Annotated in this window: 11 protein-coding genes and 2 pseudogenes; 4 read left to right on the top strand and 9 right to left on the bottom strand. The window is 69.2% G+C overall.

Translation table 11 applies throughout. The annotated features are described in order from the left end of the window. Positions 1-77 precede the first annotated feature (77 nt). From OH735_RS13130 to OH735_RS13140, 3 genes are read right to left on the bottom strand one after another with little or no spacing between them, the layout of a single operon-like run. Positions 78-1592: a sodium:solute symporter gene (locus OH735_RS13130; RefSeq protein WP_406381661.1), complete on the bottom strand. Its 1515-nt coding sequence runs from the start codon at positions 1590-1592 to the stop codon at positions 78-80. Beyond that, a complete protein-coding gene (locus OH735_RS13135) occupies positions 1589-1747 on the bottom strand; it encodes a DUF3311 domain-containing protein (RefSeq protein WP_376513752.1) in 159 nt (52 codons plus the stop codon). The genes OH735_RS13130 and OH735_RS13135 overlap by 4 nt, the downstream gene beginning before the upstream one ends. A gap of 55 nt (positions 1748-1802) precedes the next feature. Beyond that, positions 1803-2621, bottom strand: coding sequence for a class E sortase (locus OH735_RS13140; protein WP_406381663.1), 819 nt, complete (start codon positions 2619-2621; stop codon positions 1803-1805). Positions 2622-2699: 78 nt separating this feature from the next. Between OH735_RS13140 and OH735_RS13145 the strand changes: the two genes are divergently transcribed. Both OH735_RS13145 and OH735_RS13150 read left to right on the top strand, forming a co-directional pair. Next, on the top strand, positions 2700-3701 hold the full coding sequence (locus OH735_RS13145; RefSeq protein ID WP_406381664.1) for an SEC-C metal-binding domain-containing protein: 1002 nt from the start codon (positions 2700-2702) through the stop codon (positions 3699-3701). A 203-nt stretch (positions 3702-3904) separates the two neighbouring features. Continuing rightward, positions 3905-4411: a GNAT family N-acetyltransferase gene (locus OH735_RS13150; protein WP_406381666.1), complete on the top strand. Its 507-nt coding sequence runs from the start codon at positions 3905-3907 to the stop codon at positions 4409-4411. Between the two features lie 182 nt (positions 4412-4593). On the opposite strand, the gene OH735_RS13155 is transcribed toward OH735_RS13150, so the two are convergent. Further along, positions 4594-5406, bottom strand: a complete 813-nt coding sequence (locus OH735_RS13155) for a hypothetical protein (RefSeq protein WP_406381668.1) — start codon at positions 5404-5406, stop codon at positions 4594-4596. Next, complete coding sequence (locus OH735_RS13160) at positions 5403-5954, bottom strand: SigE family RNA polymerase sigma factor (RefSeq protein WP_406381669.1); 552 nt, start codon at positions 5952-5954, stop codon at positions 5403-5405. The genes OH735_RS13155 and OH735_RS13160 overlap by 4 nt, the downstream gene beginning before the upstream one ends. 234 nt (positions 5955-6188) lie before the next feature. Here OH735_RS13160 and OH735_RS13165 point away from each other — a divergent pair, with 234 nt between their 5' ends. Next, positions 6189-9620 (top strand): S8 family serine peptidase, encoded by a 3432-nt coding sequence (locus OH735_RS13165; protein WP_406381670.1) that lies wholly within the window; start codon positions 6189-6191, stop codon positions 9618-9620. Positions 9621-10277: 657 nt separating this feature from the next. Here the strand turns inward: OH735_RS13165 and OH735_RS13170 are convergent. Next, positions 10278-10427 (bottom strand): annotated as a pseudogene (locus OH735_RS13170) (RidA family protein); the annotation flags it as partial. A 90-nt stretch (positions 10428-10517) separates the two neighbouring features. Between OH735_RS13170 and OH735_RS13175 the strand changes: the two are divergent. Continuing rightward, positions 10518-13658 (top strand): DUF3427 domain-containing protein, encoded by a 3141-nt coding sequence (locus OH735_RS13175; protein WP_406381672.1) that lies wholly within the window; start codon positions 10518-10520, stop codon positions 13656-13658. Positions 13659-13820: 162 nt separating this feature from the next. Here the strand turns inward: OH735_RS13175 and OH735_RS13180 are convergent, their stop codons facing one another. The 3 genes and pseudogenes from OH735_RS13180 to OH735_RS13190 form a co-directional block, all read right to left on the bottom strand. Further along, a complete protein-coding gene (locus OH735_RS13180) occupies positions 13821-15197 on the bottom strand; it encodes an IS1380 family transposase (protein ID WP_406381673.1) in 1377 nt (458 codons plus the stop codon). A gap of 231 nt (positions 15198-15428) precedes the next feature. Beyond that, positions 15429-15578 (bottom strand): annotated as a pseudogene (locus OH735_RS13185) (IS5/IS1182 family transposase); the annotation flags it as partial. Next, entirely contained in the window at positions 15518-15853 is a 336-nt protein-coding gene (locus OH735_RS13190) for a transposase family protein (protein ID WP_397858535.1), read from the bottom strand. The pseudogene OH735_RS13185 and the gene OH735_RS13190, both read right to left, overlap by 61 nt. Positions 15854-15855: the final 2 nt, after the last annotated feature.

Below are 15855 nucleotides of genomic sequence, written 5' to 3' on the forward strand. Positions count from 1 at the left end.
CCGCCCCGCTTACGCCGCGGTGGCCATGGCGGTGCCCGCGGCCGGCACGTCGCGGCACGGTCGGTCCGACACGGCCATCAGCCCTGAGAGGCGGCGTACGGCTCCGGAGCGCCGATCTCGTCCCGCGCGAGCACCTCGCTGTCCGGCCGTTCGTCGCGCTCGCGCGGCCCCGCGTACGTCACGGCGAGCGCCACGACCAGGTTGGCGCCGAGCGCCACGATGCCCGCGTTCACGCCCCACACCGGATCGTTCTGGGTGAACACGAACCCGCACACCACGCCCACGCCGACGACCAGCCCGCTCAGCGCCCCGAACAGCGTCAGCCGCCGCCACATCAGCCCCAGCAGCACCATGGGGAGCAGCTGCGCCATCCCCTCGTACGAGATGAGGGAGAGCCGTACGAGGGTGTTCGGCGCGGTGTACGTGAGCACCAGCGCGATCACGCCCGCGGCCACCACGACGGTCTGCGCGGCGCCCTTCTGCCGCCGCTCCCACCGCGGTACGAGCGAGAGCACACTGCGCCCCCACATCGTGCCGATGACCAGCATGAAGACGGCCATCGGCACGATCGACGAGAGCGCCGCCGCGACGCCGATGACGCCGACCGCCCAGGCGGGCAGCGAGTCCACGACGAGCTTGAAGAGCGCCAGGTTGGACTCCGCGCCGACGAGCCCGGGCACGACGAAGAGCGCCGCCATGCCGAGCAGCATCGGCACGAAGAGCAGCACGTTGTAGGCGGGCAGCAACATCGCGTTGCGGCGCAGTACGTCGGCGCTCGATGCGCCGAGGTAGCCGGCGACGGTCGTCGGGAAGATCACCACGGTGAGGGAGTTGAGGAAGGACGTGGTGATGAACCACGCCTGCCCGAGCCCGCTGTCCCCGTGCCCGGGGAAGGTCAGCCAGTCGCTCTTCTCGGTGACGAGCCGGTCGAGGAAGGGCCCGTACCCGTCGAAGTAGTGCAGCGGTACGTAGAAGGCGAGGAACCCGAGTGTGGCGATGACGAGGACGTCCTTGAGGACGGACACCCACGCGCTGCCGCGCAGCCCGCTCACCACGACGAAACCGGTGGTGACGGCGAAGGCTATGAAGTAGGCCCAGTTCAGGCTGATGGCACCGTAGGAGATCGTCGAGACGACCACGCCCATGCCGGTGATCTGGAGCTGGATGTACGGCAGCAGGAAGACGGTCGCGAGGACGGCGACCAGCGCACCGAGCCAGGGCCGGCCGAAACGGTGCGCCACCATGTCGGTGATCCCGACGAGCCCGTGCTTGCGTGCGTACGCCCAGAGTGTCGGCCCGACGACGTAACCGAGGGCGTACCCGCAGGACATGTACGCCACCACGTACAGCACCGGCGCCCCGTAGTTGTAGCCCCATCCCGCGGCGCCCAGGTAGCTGAAGCTGGTGTAGCCCTCGCCGGCCATCAGCACCCAGATGAACACGGTCCCGAGACTGCGCCCGCCCACGGACCACTCGGCGAGCCCGCCGCCCGCTCCGTTCCCCTTTCGCCGCCCGCGCGTCGCGAGCAGCCCGAGGGCGACGGTGGCGACCATGAAGACCCCGAAGACAAAGGTCGCGACCGCGGCGTTCACCGGCGGTCCCCCCGCCGGGTCAGCCATACGGCGACGGGTGTCAGCAGGGTCGCCCCGAGCAGCCATACGAAGAGGAACGGCAGTCCGAGAACGACGGGACGGACCCGGTTCACGAACGGCAGCACGCCCAGGTACAGCACGTAGGGGACCAGCAACCACAACAACTGCGGACGTCGTTTGAGCACGTCAGGGAACCTTAGTGCGACACGGCTACCGCGCCCGGACATCCGTCAGCTTCCCCCAGACGACAAGCCGGTATCGGGAGGTGAATTCAGGTGTGCACGTAGTGAGCGTCACATAGGAACCGGGCGTTCCGTACCCCGCGTACGGCTTCACGTTGCTGCGCGGGACCGCCGCGATGACACCGCTGTCGCGGGCGCTGGTCTGCCCGAGCGTCCGGTCGACTGTGTACGTGTAGACGGCGTCCCGGGTCTCGACGTCGATCCGGTCGCCGCGCCGCAGCCGGTTGATGTACCGGAAGGGCTCGCCGTGCGTGTTGCGGTGCCCTGCGAGCGCGAAGTTGCCCGGCCGGCCGGGCTGCGCGGTGCCCGGGTAGTGCCCGACGTATCCCCTGTCCAGGACGCCGTGCTTGCTGATGCCCTGGGCGACGGGGGCGGTGAGCCCGAGCCGCGGGATGCGGATGACGGCGTACGCCTGATCCCAGCGCGGCGCGGCGGATGGCGCGGTACGGCCCGCGGACGAACGGCCGCCCGAGGCCCCGCTGTCCGCCGCACGCCCGCTCCCGGCCCGGTCTCCGCCTCCGCCTCCGTCTCCGTCGCCGTCTCCGCTTCCCCCGTCCTGGAGTCCTTGTGGCGCGCTCCACTCCCTCTCCAGGGCCTGAACCCGGTGTTCGGCGTCGGCGCGGGCCTGCCGGTTGGTCCACCACAGCTGATGAACAACGAGCAACAACAGGACGACCCCGAGGGTCACCACCACCTCCGCGCCCGTCCAGAGCCCGCGCGCGGCGATCCGCCGCCCCCGCGAGTTCCGCTGCACCACGACCGGTATCCGCTCCCGCACGGCCCGCACGATAAGGCCATGTCCCGTAACTCTCCAGGGCCGGAACAAGCCTCCGTCCAGATGCCGTACAGCAGTACGGTGTGGTTCATGCGCCCCGACACGCCTGCTGATCACACCACCGAAGCCGAGCGCCTGCTGCGCACCGCGGCGCAGTACCCCGAGGACCGTGAGCCGCTGCTCCTCCAGGCCGCGGCCCATCTGGAGCTCGCCGGTGACCGCGCCCGCGCCACCACCCTCTACGACGAGCTGCTCGGCTCCCCCGACCTCGACCACCCGCACCTGGTCAAGGCCCTGAACGCGGCCAACCTGTGGGAATACGGCCACGAGGCCGAGGCCCGCGCGATCATCGACGGCATCCGCGCCGCGGGCCCGCTCGACCCGGCGCCCTGGGAGATCGCGGCCGAGACCCTCGAATCGCACGACGAACTGGAAGCGGCGCACGACTGCTTCACGACCGCGCTGACGCTCCTCCTGACGCCGGGCGAGGAGGTCCCGTACGCCGTGCAGTCGCTGCTGATCGGCCGCCACCGTGTGCGCAGGCTGATGGGCGCCGACCACGACATCTGGGACGAGCTGGCGGACACCGTCCACACAGCCGCCGTCCCGCTGGACGAGCTGCACGACCCGAAACGCCTGTGGGCGCTGGGCTCCTCGGACCCCGGCGAGCTCCGGGCCGAGATCACCCGCCTCCGCGCCGAGCTGGGCACGTACCGCACCGCGCTGTCCCGCCCCTTCCCGGTGGCGGTGCTGCACTGGCCGGCCGCCGAGTTCGACGAACTCCTCACCGCGTACCCGAACCTGCGCAGCGAGTACCCCTCCCGCCCCGACCACCTGGCCCGCCTGGAGGCCGCCCTCCGGGACCTCCACCAGGCCGGCACCCCGAACCTGGGCATCGTGACCGGCACCGTCCCGTCGTACGAGGCCTTCGCCGCCTCGGAAGCCACGTCCCCCGCCGACCCGGACCTCCTCCCCCAGTACGCCACCACCCTCGCCGCCCGCGGCCGCGCCGCCCCCTGGCCCCCGGCCCGGACCGCCGCCTGCTGGTGCGGCTCGGGCCGGACGTACCAGGAGTGCCACGGCGCCGCGTGAACGCCGGTACGGAGACGCCCCCTCGCATTCACCCCGGCCCGGGCCGTCTCCGTACCGCAGGAAGTGACCGCACAGCCACGGCGGCGGGTGGGTGGGGGTGATTGCGAACGTGACACACCGGCCCGCGAGTGTCACGTTGTCGCGACGGGGTACCCCCGGCCCCGGAGGCGGCACCCTGCTCCCGGAATCCGTAGGGTTCTGCCATGCCCGAACTCCAACGCCTCCGCGCCGACCACGCCCCGGCCCTGCTCGCGTTCGAGCAGGAGAACCGGACCTTCTTCGCCGCCTCGGTACCGGACCGCGGCGACGACTACTTCGCCCATTTCGCCGCCCGCCACGCCGCGCTGCTCGCCGAACAGGCCGCGGGAACCTGCCACTTCCACGTCCTGGTGGACACGGATTCCGGCGGCGAGGGCGAAATCCTGGGCCGGTTCAACCTGGTCGACGTGGCGGACGGCTCCGCCGAACTGGGCTTCCGTATAGCCGAAAAGGCCACCCACCGGGGCCTGGCCACGGCCACCGTCCGCCAGATCTGCACCTTGGCCGCTACCGAGTACGGCCTGACCACACTGCGCGCAGGAGCCGCACTCGACAACACGGCCTCTCGCACAGTCCTGACCCGCACGGGGTTCGTCCCCACCGGAGAAGAACTCCTGCTGGGCGACCGCCCGGGACTCGGTTACGTACGGAGTACGACGGCCGAGGTCTGAGCGGGCGCCGAGATCTGCGGGCCTTACCTCGCGCCGCCGGACCGCCGGTCGTTCTGCCGTCGGGCCGCCCGGCGACGACGCGCTCCCGTTGCCTCCTGCCGGTGTAGCCGCCCCGGGTCCCGCCCCACCCCGGTCCGCACCGGCAGCGGCCGGGGCGGAGCGGGGCGGGGCCATGCCGCAGGTCAGAACTTCCAGGCGGGGTCGTTCGCGATCTTCAGCAGTGCGGTGGTGTCCAGCTGCGGCTGTGACCGCGCGTTGCGCGCCCCCTTCGCGTCCGGCCGGCCGGCCCACTGCTGAAGGGTCACCGTTCGGCCGTCCTTGCGCAGCACCCGGACGTACCAGGACGGCTGTCCGTCCTGGGGGAACCGCAGCGTCACGGCCTCTGCCCGTGCGCCGTCGGGGAGTTCGACCACCTGGCAGTCGCTCGTCGGGGCGGCGTCGCGCGGAGCCGGTGCGCCCGGCCGAGGTGCGACCTTCGGCATTTTGATGGTCGCGCAGAGCGGCACCTGCGGGGCCTTGGCCGTGTACTCCGCTCCGCCGACGAACTCCACCGGGCCGGTGCCGCTGTCCCACTGCACGCGGTAGGTCCGGCCGGGGAAGTCTCCCTCCCGGACGGTCGCCTCACCCGGCGGGAGCAGCCTGACCAGGGTGTCGGCGAGCTGCTGGCTGCTCCACCGGGTCGTGTGCTCGGTTCCCGACTCGAAGGCGTCGGGCCGCAGGGTCTGCGGCGCCGCGCTGTCGGCCGCGGCGGGCACCAGCGGGCCGACGAGCGGGTCGGCCGCGGCCGACGGGGTCGCGCCCGGGCCGGCGCCGGGCGTGACCAGTGCCAGGGTGGCCACCGCCGCCCCCGCGGTCAGGCCCACTCCGGCAAGTGCTCCGCGGCGGCGGACACGGCTGCGCCGTCCGGCCGCGACGGCCGTGTCAACGCTGGTCCGCAGGGGCGGCTCGTCATGGAGCCCGGCCTCCAGAAGGGTCTTGACATCGTGGTTGTTCATCGCAGTACGACCTTCTTTCGGGTGGAATCGGCTGGCGGGGCGAACGCCCCGAACGTGTCGGAGTCCGCGTCGTCCCCCAGGAGGGAACGCAGGCGGGCCAGTGCCCGCGCGGTGTGGCTTTTCACCGTGCCGGTGGAGCAGCCCATGGCCGCGGCGGTCGCGGCAATGTCCAGATCGGCCCAGTAGCGCAGCACCACCACCGCCCGCTGCCGCGGCGGCAGGACGGCCAGCGCGGCGCGTATCTGGAGTCCCAGTGCCGGGTCCGCGCAGGGCTCGGCGCGGTCGGGCAGTACGCAGGAGGGCTGTTCGCGACGCCAGCGCCGCCGCATGTGGTCGACGCAGGTCCGGGTCAGTACGCGGTGGGCGTACGCCTCCATGTTCCGTATCTGGCGCCGCCGCCCCCACACGGAGTACAGCTTCGCCAGCGCCGTCTGCGTGATGTCCTCGGCGTGGTGCCAGTCACCGCACATCAGGTAAGCGGTGCGGCGCAGGTGCACCAGCCGCTCCTGGGCGAAGCCGCGGAATTCCTCCAGGTCACCGGTACGCAATGTGTGCCTCCTTTCGTCTCTGCCCCCTTCGACGGAGCGGACCGGGCGCGGGGATGTCACGGGCCATGAGATCTCTCCGAATAATTTTTTTCTGACGCCCCGTGACCTCCCTGCACCCCGTCCGCTCCGTCGTTCCTTTCGAGACATGGGAGTGAGCGGCGCCCGCGTCCGGAGCTTCCGCCCCTGCGATGCGGGCGGGCGCTCCCGCGGGGCCGCGCGATCGAGAGGACACGTATGCGAGGCATACGTACGGCAGGTCCGCCGACCGCCGTCGTGCTGGGCGCACTGCTGATCGGTACGGCGGCCGTACCGCCCGCCGGGGCGGCCCCGCCCCGCGCGGCCACGGCGGCCGGGGCGGGGTCACTGCTGCAGATGACGCTCATCACGGGCGACAAGGTCACCGCCCGGGTCGGCGCCGACGGCACGGTGTCCGTGGTCACGGTACGGCCCGGCCCCGGGCGCGAGGACATCGCGTTCACCCAGCAGGGCTCCGGCGGTTCGGTGTCGCTGGTGCCGCAGGACGCGGTGGCGCCGCTGCGCGCCGGGCACCTGGACCCGCGGCTGTTCGACATCACGGGGCTCGTGGCCCAGGGGTACGACGACGCCCACAGCCCGCAGTTGCCGCTGATCGTCACCTACGACAAGGCAGCCGTCGGGAGAGCCGCTCCGCAGCCGCCGGCCGGGGCACCGGCCGTGCGTGCCCTGGCGAGCGTGCACGGCGCCGCGCTGCGGGCCGACAAGAAGCGGGTGTCCGAGGTCTGGAAGGAGTGGGGCCCCGCCGCATCGAAGCGGAAGTCGGCGGCCGCTCTGGCCCCGGGTGTGGCCAAGGTGTGGCTCGACGGCAAGGTCGGCGCCAGCCTGGACCGCAGCACGGCCCAGGTCGGTGCGCCGCAGGCATGGAAGTCCGGCTGGACCGGAAAGGGCGTGAAGGTCGCGGTGCTGGACACCGGCATCGACTCCACTCACCCCGACTTCTCCGGCTCGATCGGCGAGTCGGCGGACTTCACGCAGGACAACGGCGCCGTCGGCAGCACCGCCTCCGACGGCGACGGTCACGGCACGCACGTGGCCTCCACCGTCGCCGGGGACGGCACCGCGTCCGACGGCCGCTACCGGGGCATGGCCCCCGACGCCGAACTGCTGGTCGGCAAGGTGCTGGACGACAACGGCGGCGGGCAGGAGTCGTGGGTCCTCCAGGGCATGGAGTGGGCCGCGGCGCGGGCGCCCATCGTCAACCTCAGCCTGTCCGGTGGCGTCACCGACGGAACCGACCCCCTCTCGCAGGCCGTCGACAACCTCTCCGCGAGCCACGGCACACTGTTCGTCGCGGCGGCCGGCAACCTCGGAAGCCCCGGTACGGTCAGCACGCCCGGTACGGCCGATGCCGCACTGACCGTGGGCGCCGTCGAACGCGATGACGCGCTCGCCGACCTGTCGAGCCAGGGGCCGCGCCTGGGCGATCACGCGGTCAAGCCCGACCTGACGGCGCCGGGCATCGGCATCGTCGCGGCCCGCGCAGCCGGCACCGACGGCGACAACCCGGTCAACGACCGCTACACCGCCCTGTCGGGCACCTCGATGGCCACGCCGCACGTCGCCGGCGCCGCCGCCTTGCTCGCCCAGGCCCACCCGGACTGGAAGGGGCCGCAGCTCAAGGCCGCACTGACCTCCTCGGCGAAGCCGATCGCCGGGCAGGGGGCGTACGAGCAGGGCGCCGGACGCCTGGACGTGGCACGGGCCACCGCCCAGAGCGTGTTCGCCACCGCCGAGGACACCGGCGTGTACTTCACCGACCCGAAGGCCACCGAGCCGGTCACCCGCACCGTCACGTACCACAACACCGGCACGGCGAAGGTCTCCCTCACCGTGGCCGCCACCACCGGCCGGGCCGGCGAGCCAGGACCGAAGGGTCTGCTCACCGTGTCGCCGACCGGTCTGACCGTCCCCGCCGGGGGCACGGCCCGGGCCACGGTCACCATCGACCCGGGCGCCGCAGCGGCCGGCACCTCCTTCAGCGGACGTCTGACCTCGACCGCCGAGGACGGCACCGTTGTGACCGGCCCGGCCTTCGCGGTCACCAAGGAGGCCGTACACCGCCAGGTCACGGTCGAGGCCGTCGACCGCAACGGCGCACCCCTCGGCCCGGGCTCACGCGAACACGGCTTCTCCTCCGTACAGTTGAAGAACCTCGCCGACGGCCGGACGTTCGACCTCACCTTCGACGACGGCACGGCCACCGCCCGCGTGCCGGAGGGCCGCTACAACCTCGGCGGCACCCTGGTCACACCCGGAACCGACGACGCCGCACCGACGTCGACCATGTTCCTCCAGCCCGAGCTGGACGTCCGCCAGGACAGCAAACGCACGGTGGACGCCCGACAGGGCAAGCCGATCACCGTCGCCGTCCCGGACCCCGGGGCACAGCCCTACTCGCTGTCGGCCGGCTACTGCTACCGCCCGGCCGGCGACCAGACGTGCGCGGACGAGGGCGCCCTGCTCGGCAGGCCCGGACGGCTCTACGTGGTACCCGGCAAGCAGGTGTCCGACGGCACGCTCGGCTTCTACGTCCGCAGCATCCAGAACGGCGCGCAGGCACCGAAGGGACGCCTGCCCGACCACTACGACCTGCTGTTGCTCACCACCGGTTCCCTCCCCGACCCGGCCTTCCGCCTCGCCCGCAAGGACCTGGCCGCCGTCAAGAACGACTACTACGCGCAGGGGCCCGGTACCGCCGGCAGCACGTCCAGCTGGCCCACCGAGTCCGATCTGGGCGGGATGAGCTTCGCCGAACCGGACTTCGCGCTGCCCGCGGCACGCACCGAGTACCTGACCGTGCGCGGCCAGCAGCGCGAGATGTACTTCAGCCAGCAGGCCGGTGAGGGTGGCGAGTTCGTGCCGCTGCCCGTCACCCAGACCGGCATCGTCTCGTGCACGGCCGGCAGCACCTGCGCCGACCGATGGAACGCCTCCGTCATCGGCCCGGGCCTGGCGCCCGTCAAGAACGAAGCGCCGTCGTTTCGCCGCGCCAGTGACGGCACCATCAGCGCGGAACCGCAGCTGTTCAGCGACGCGGCCCCCGGGCACTACGGCGGCCCGATGCCCTACTGGCAGCAGGACACCGTGCACCTCACCCTGGCGAAGGATGGGCAGAAGCTCGGCTCCAGCGACTCCCCCAGTGCCACCTTCGCCGTCCCCGAGGACGCGGCCACCTACCGGCTGACCGCCCGGGCCACCCGCGAGGAGCCGTGGGCGTCGCTGTCGACGACAGTGGAAACGGCATGGACCTTCCGCTCCGCGGCGGTCGCACCCGGCCCCGACGGCGCGGTGCGCACCGACGCGCTGCCACTGGACGTCGTACGCTTCATCGCCCCCGTAGACACCACCAACCAGACCGCCCGGACCAAGCACACACTGACCGCACGGGTGGAACGGCAGGCCGGCGCCGCGGCATCCAAGACCAAGAGCCTCACCGTCCAGGTCTCCTTCGACGACGGCGCGACATGGCAGGACGCCCCGGTCACCTCGGACGTCAGCGCGAGCAACCGCGTCGCCATCACCCCGCCCGCAGGCTCCGGCTCCTTCGTCTCCCTGAAGGCCACGGCACGCAGCACCGACGGCGGCACCGTGGAACAAACCATCCTGCGCGCCTACCGTCTGGCTCCCTGACCGCGGCGAACCGCCCCGGGCAACACACCTTCCGCTCTCCGAGTCGCCCCGGCAGACTCTGAGGCTGTTGGCGAATCCAGATGTTGGGCCCGGTGCGAGCTTCAAGCTCGCACCGGGCCCTCCTGTCCAGGCAGGTGCTCGTGCGAGGATGCGTGAATGGTGACGGAGGCGGAGTGGGAGCGAGTTCAAGGTGAGCTGCGCTACGGTCAGGTCTTCACGGGCACAGTCGTCCGGGTGCCCAAGCCCGGGGTGATCGGTGTCTTCGTGGACATTGGCCTCAGTGTCGAAGGGTTCGTCGACGTCGTGCTTCTGCCTCGTGGGCGAAGCGAGGACTGGCCTGTCGAGGGGACTGTGACCGACTTCGAGGTCTGGTGCGTGCACAGTGATCACCAGCAGGTACGGCTGAAGCCGGCTGATCCGCGGTACCTGTGCGAGGACTTCGCCGATTTCGTTGCCCGATACAGGCCCGCTTGGCCATCCGAAATCGGCAAAGCTCTAAGGGGCCCGAAGCCATCAACTCCGTAGGAACTGCTCCGCCTTCGCTCCGCTGAAGAGCCGCAAAGTGTGAGACACGCGTGCGGTCAGCTCAAGGAACGCATGCCCCGCAAGCTGCGGACCGATCCCGGCAAGGCGGTTGCCCGTTACCGACCCACGCTCCTAGCTTTCGGATCCCTCGGCCGGACGGACCGCGACCGCGTCGATCTCGAAGAGCATCCCGGACAGCGCGAGCGAAGCGACCCCGCTGAGCGTCTGGGCGGGCAGCCGGTCGGCCCAGGCGCCGTGCAGCGCCTTCTGAAGACCCTCCACCCAACACTGGCAGGCGCATGCGAGGGCGGCTTCGTCAGTCCTGCTTGATAGAACTGCATGCATAGCTGACGAGATGAGGGGGACTCGGCGATGCCCAACGACTTTGCAGGCGACGCAGCTCCGGTTGCTGGGCTCTACGAGACGCTGATCACCCATCGTCTCGAAGAGCGTATGAAGCAACTCGACTCCACAGGCTGGCGCTCCATCGATGAAATAGTCGGCGCTGAATCTGCACCTCACGTGCTGTCACGCCACATCGGGAGCGTCGTGCGGCAGGTCCTCCAGGGCCTCTCACCCGCAGAGCAGGTGGTCGCCGCCAACCACATCCTGGATTCGCTCAACACCATCGAAGGTGCGACCGAGTGGGTCGATCTCGTCATCGAGGGCCCTCGGCAATTGCTCGCAGTCGCGGAACAAGAAGCTCCTGGCGTCTACGCCATTCGCCCAGCAACGCCCCTCTCCGAGACGGCACTGATCACCAACTCGCCTGATGATCCGAGCCTGGGCTTTGAACTACGCGCCGAGTTGGCCACGGCGGACCGTGTAGACCTCCTCTGCGCCTTTGTGAAGTGGCACGGACTGCGAGTCCTTGAGCAGTCGCTCTCCTCCGCACGCGATCGCGGCGTACCTATCCGCGTGTTGACAACGACCTACATCGGAGCCACGGAGCGTCGCGCGCTGGATCGTCTGGTCCGCGAGTTCGGTGCCGAGGTGAAGGTCAACTACGAGATCCGCTCAACACGCCTTCATGCCAAGGCCTGGCTCTTCCGTCGCAAGAGCGGCTTCGACACGGCGTACGTCGGCAGCTCGAACCTGTCCAAGGCCGCGCTTCTAGACGGGCTCGAATGGAACGTTCGGCTGTCGTCAGTCGCCACACCATCCGTCCTCCGCAAGTTCGAAGCAACATTCGACGCGTACTGGAGTGAGCGCTCCTTCGAGCCATACGACCCCGACAGCGACGCACAGCGACTGGACGATGCGCTGTCTCACGCTGGCGGGTCCAGCCAAAACAGCGGCACCACCATCACGCTCTCCGGACTTGAAGTCCGCCCTTATCCGCACCAGCGCGACATGCTGGAACGTCTCGAAGTGGAGCGCACCGTCCACGGTCGGCACCGCAACCTCCTCGTTGCGGCGACCGGCACCGGCAAGACCGTGATGGCAGCTCTTGACTTCAAGCGACTACGGCGGACGCTGGGCCGTGACCCGCGGCTGCTCTTCGTCGCCCATCGCAAGGAGATCCTGGAACAGTCTCTGCGCGTCTACCAGAACGTGCTGACTGACCCGAACTTCGGCGAGCTCTTCGTCGGTGGGGATATCCCTGACAACTGGACGCATGTGTTCGCCAGCGTCCAGTCGCTCAACTCCCGTGCAATGGACCGCTTTACTCCGGACCACTTTGACGTCATCGTGATCGACGAGTTCCATCACGGCACGTCCCCCACCTACCGCCGGATTCTGGATCACTTCGATCCAAAGGAACTGCTGGGACTCACCGCTACCCCGGAACGCATGGATGGGCTGAACATCCAGGACGAGTTCTTTGAGGGCCGGATCGCCGCAGAGATGCGTCTCTGGGAAGCCCTGGAAAACGACCTACTCAGTCCCTTTCACTACTTCGGCGTCACCGACAACACCGACATGAGCGCCATCTCCTGGAAGCGGGGGTCGTACGATGCCGCGGCCCTCAGTAATCTCTTCACTGGCAATGACGCACGAGCCAGGCTCGTCGTGCAGGCCGTGAAGGACAAGGTTGCCGACCCGGGCTCGATGCGTGCGTTGGGCTTCTGTGTGTCAGTTGCGCACGCAGTCTTCATGGCCGACTTCTTCCGTCGAGCCGGCCTCAACGCGATCGCGCTGTCCGGCGAGACCTCACGCCATGAGCGCAAGGAAGCCCTGGATCAACTCAAGGCAAGGGCGCTCCAAGTCATCTTCTCTGTCGACCTGTTCAATGAGGGACTCGACATCCCAGACGTCGACACGCTGCTCCTCTTGCGCCCTACTTCCAGCGCCACGGTGTTCCTCCAGCAGCTGGGACGAGGCCTGCGTCGAACCGAAGACAAGGCCGTCCTCACTGTCCTGGACTTCATCGGTCAACACCGCAAGGAGTTCCGCTTCGAGGAACAGTTCCGCGCACTGACCAACCTCACTCGCAATCGCCTGCTCGCCAACATCGAACACGACTTTCCGCAGCTGCCGTCTGGCTGCCAGATCATCCTTGAGTCGAAGGCCAAGGAGCTGATCATTGAGAACATCCGCAGCCAGATCAGCGTCAACGTCACTCAACTTGCCCGCGAGGTCGCCAAGTACGCCGAGCCGCAGCTCGCCGACTACCTCAAGGAGAGCGGTCGTGAGCTCAAGGAGCTCTACCGAGGCAACGGGAACTCATGGACGGGTCTACTCCGCCGAGCCAATCTCCTCCCTGAGACCGGGCCGGAGGGTGAAGCATCGCTGCTGAAGCGCGTATCGGCGTTCCTTCACGTCGATGACCCGCTCCGAGTCGCCGCGTACAGCAAGCTCCTCGGTGACGACGCCCCCACATACGATGACCTCAGCGAGCAGGAACAGGCGTACGCACGCATGTTCTTCTTCTCGCTGTGGCCGTTGGGCGGCGACTTCAACAGCTACCAGGCGGGCTTCAACACCCTTCGCCCTCAGCACGCCTTCCGCGACGAGCTCCGCCAGGTCCTCACCCACGTCCTAGACCAGGCCGACCACGTACCCGTCCCGCTGCTCGGCGGGCATGCAAGCCTGCCGCTGACAGTGCACTCCTCGTACAGCCGCGAAGAGATCCTCCCCGCCCTGGGGCAGTCCCACGTGGGCGGCTTCATGCCGGGACACTTCCGCGAAGGTGTGAAGTGGTGCGAAAATATCCAGACTGACGCGCTACTCATCACCCTCGAAAAGAACGAGAAGGACTTCTCGCCAGAGACCCGCTACAAGGACTACGCCCTGAACGAGTCCCTGTTCCACTGGGAATCGCAGAACCAGACCTCCGAGGCATCCCCCACCGGCGCCCGCTACCAGATCCACAAGGAGAAGGACACCCACGTCCTACTCTTCGTCCGCCGCTACAAGAAGACGGACATCGGCGGGCCCCAGCCGTGGATGCTTCTTGGCCCCGCCGAGTACGTCGAACACAAGGGCAGCAAGCCCATGGGCATTATCTGGAAGCTCCGTCACGAGATTCCTGCTGATGTATGGACCTACTCATCGATTGCTGCGGGTTAGCCTCGATCTTTCGTGATCGGTCATCAGCTTCGGCTGGCGACCGATTCATCGTTGTGGAGGGTGTGCGAGCGTGCAGGTGGCCCGATCGTCGTATCGGGTGGTCGCCGGGTTCCACGGTCCCGGTGGGTGGCTCTTCTGCTCGTCGGGGCGGGTCGTTGCTGGTCAGCCTGGGCTCGGGAGGGCGTCGAGCTGTCTGATCGCGTTGGTGATCACGTCGGTCCATGGCCAGTGGCAGGCGAATCGCAGGTGCCGTCGGCGAGCGGTGGTGATGAGTTGGGCTGCGGCGGACAACAGGCGCAGCCGCAGTCGGCGGGGCTCCCAGAGGCGGGGCTTGCCGGTCAGGGCGAGCATCGGCATCCAGGCGAGCAGGTCGAGGGCGAGTTGGACGATCTCCAGCCAGATCCGGTTCTGCGCGGTCTGGTGCAGGGGAAGGTTCCGCAGGCCGGTGGCCCGTGCGTTGCGAATGCGGTCCTCTGCCCTGGCCCGACGGCGGTGCCGCAGTTCCAGATCGGTGATCTTCGATCCTGTCGTGTTGGTGGCGAAGCAGGTGAGCCGCAGTCCGTCGGCGTCGGTGAACCGCAACTGGGCTCCGGGGTGGGGCCGTTCCTTGCGGACGATCAGCCGCATCCCTTTCGGCCAGCCCTTGAGAGCGTCGCCGTCCAGTTCGGCGGTCCAGGCGCCCTCGCGGATCTCACCGCCCGGCTCGACCGCCGGGGCCCAGGCGGAGGCCGGGACCTTCAGCACGGCCTGATGGATCTGCTCGGTGATGGTCATTCCGACCGAGTACGACAGCCACCTTCCTCGCTTCGTGAGCCAGGCGAGGAACTCGTGGGTGCCGCCCGCGGAGTCGGTACGGATCAGTGTGGACCGGCCGCGACGGTGGCGCTTGGGGAGCTGGGCCAGGGCGATCTGGGCGGCGGTGATGTGGTCGGCGGCGGTGTTGGATCCCGCATTTCCGGGCCGCAGCAGGGCTGCCACCGGCTCTCCGGTACCGCCGCTTCCGTGGTCGACGAAGCCCAGCAGGGGGTGATGTCCGAACGACTTCTTCCAGGTCGCGGCCGCGTCCTGCTTGTCGGAGTGGGCCAGCACCAGCACTCCGTCCAGGTCCACGATTACCTGACCTGCCGCATCCGGCGCTGCGTCCTTGGCTAACGTCCAGACGTGCTCGCGTACTTCGGCCCGGGCCGAGCGGATCGCGGTCAGGGCCTTGTCCCCCGCCGCGGCGAGGGTGTCGATCAACCGGGAGACCGTGGGGTCAGAGGCCACCGGCCCGAACACCGCAGGCTCGGCCCGCAACATCCCCACATCAGCCAGGCAGTCTCCGCCTAGCGCGACCGCGAGAGCCATGTCCAGCAGGATCTTGCCCGGATCATGCACAGCCCGAGGCCGCCGCCACGGCGTCAGTGCCGCCGATATCGCCCTGTCCAGGCCGGTCTTACGGGCGGTCTCGATCAGCAGTACTCCGCCGGCCTGCGAGACCACCCCGCTCCCGCAGCCCTCGATGCGGACATGCGGATAGGACCCGATACGCTTCTTCACCTGAGGAGTGCTTCTTTCATGCGACGACCCGGACCCTAGACAAGTCCCATCATTGCAGGTCAGGAGCACTCTTCGCGTTTCCGATCACGCATCGGACACCCAGCCACGCGAGAGCCCGAGGCTAGCCTCTCCACTGGTTGGCAAGAGCTACGATGTCGAAGAAGGTCATTCCGGCCAACCTTCGCTCCAGCGGTTGCCATGACACTCCGTCGTGTTCACTGAGATCTTCCATCGTTGCCACTCCAGGGTGAGGACGGCGGCGGCGATTGACGTCATTTGGTTCGGGCTGCATCGGGACCTGCGGAAGATCCACCACGACTTCAGTCGTGCGTCGCCGCGCTCGACCGGAGTCCGTGCGGTGGCCGGAGCTCGGTTGACGGTTTGCTGGGCCGGGGCGAGGTCGCGTCCCGGCCGGGTGCGCAGTCGGCGAGCAGGTCGACAACGGCCGTCGTGCAGGCGTGCGCCGTGTCGACGGAAATACGCAACGTGGCGGCGAGTCGGGCGAGCGTGTCGCGCCGGCGCAGGGACACCAGACCGACCAGTGTTCGCCGGTCAGGCGGAAGACAGCCCCAGAGGTCAGTGACAGAGGCGACGCGGTGTTGCCGAATTGCGTATGTGGTTTGGATACGCGGACGATAGGTGCCCGCTCGTAGCATCG

Origin of the sequence: Streptomyces sp. NBC_01618, from assembly GCF_045209435.1 — a bacterium.
In the GTDB taxonomy this organism is placed as follows: Bacteria; Actinomycetota; Actinomycetes; order Streptomycetales; family Streptomycetaceae; genus Streptomyces.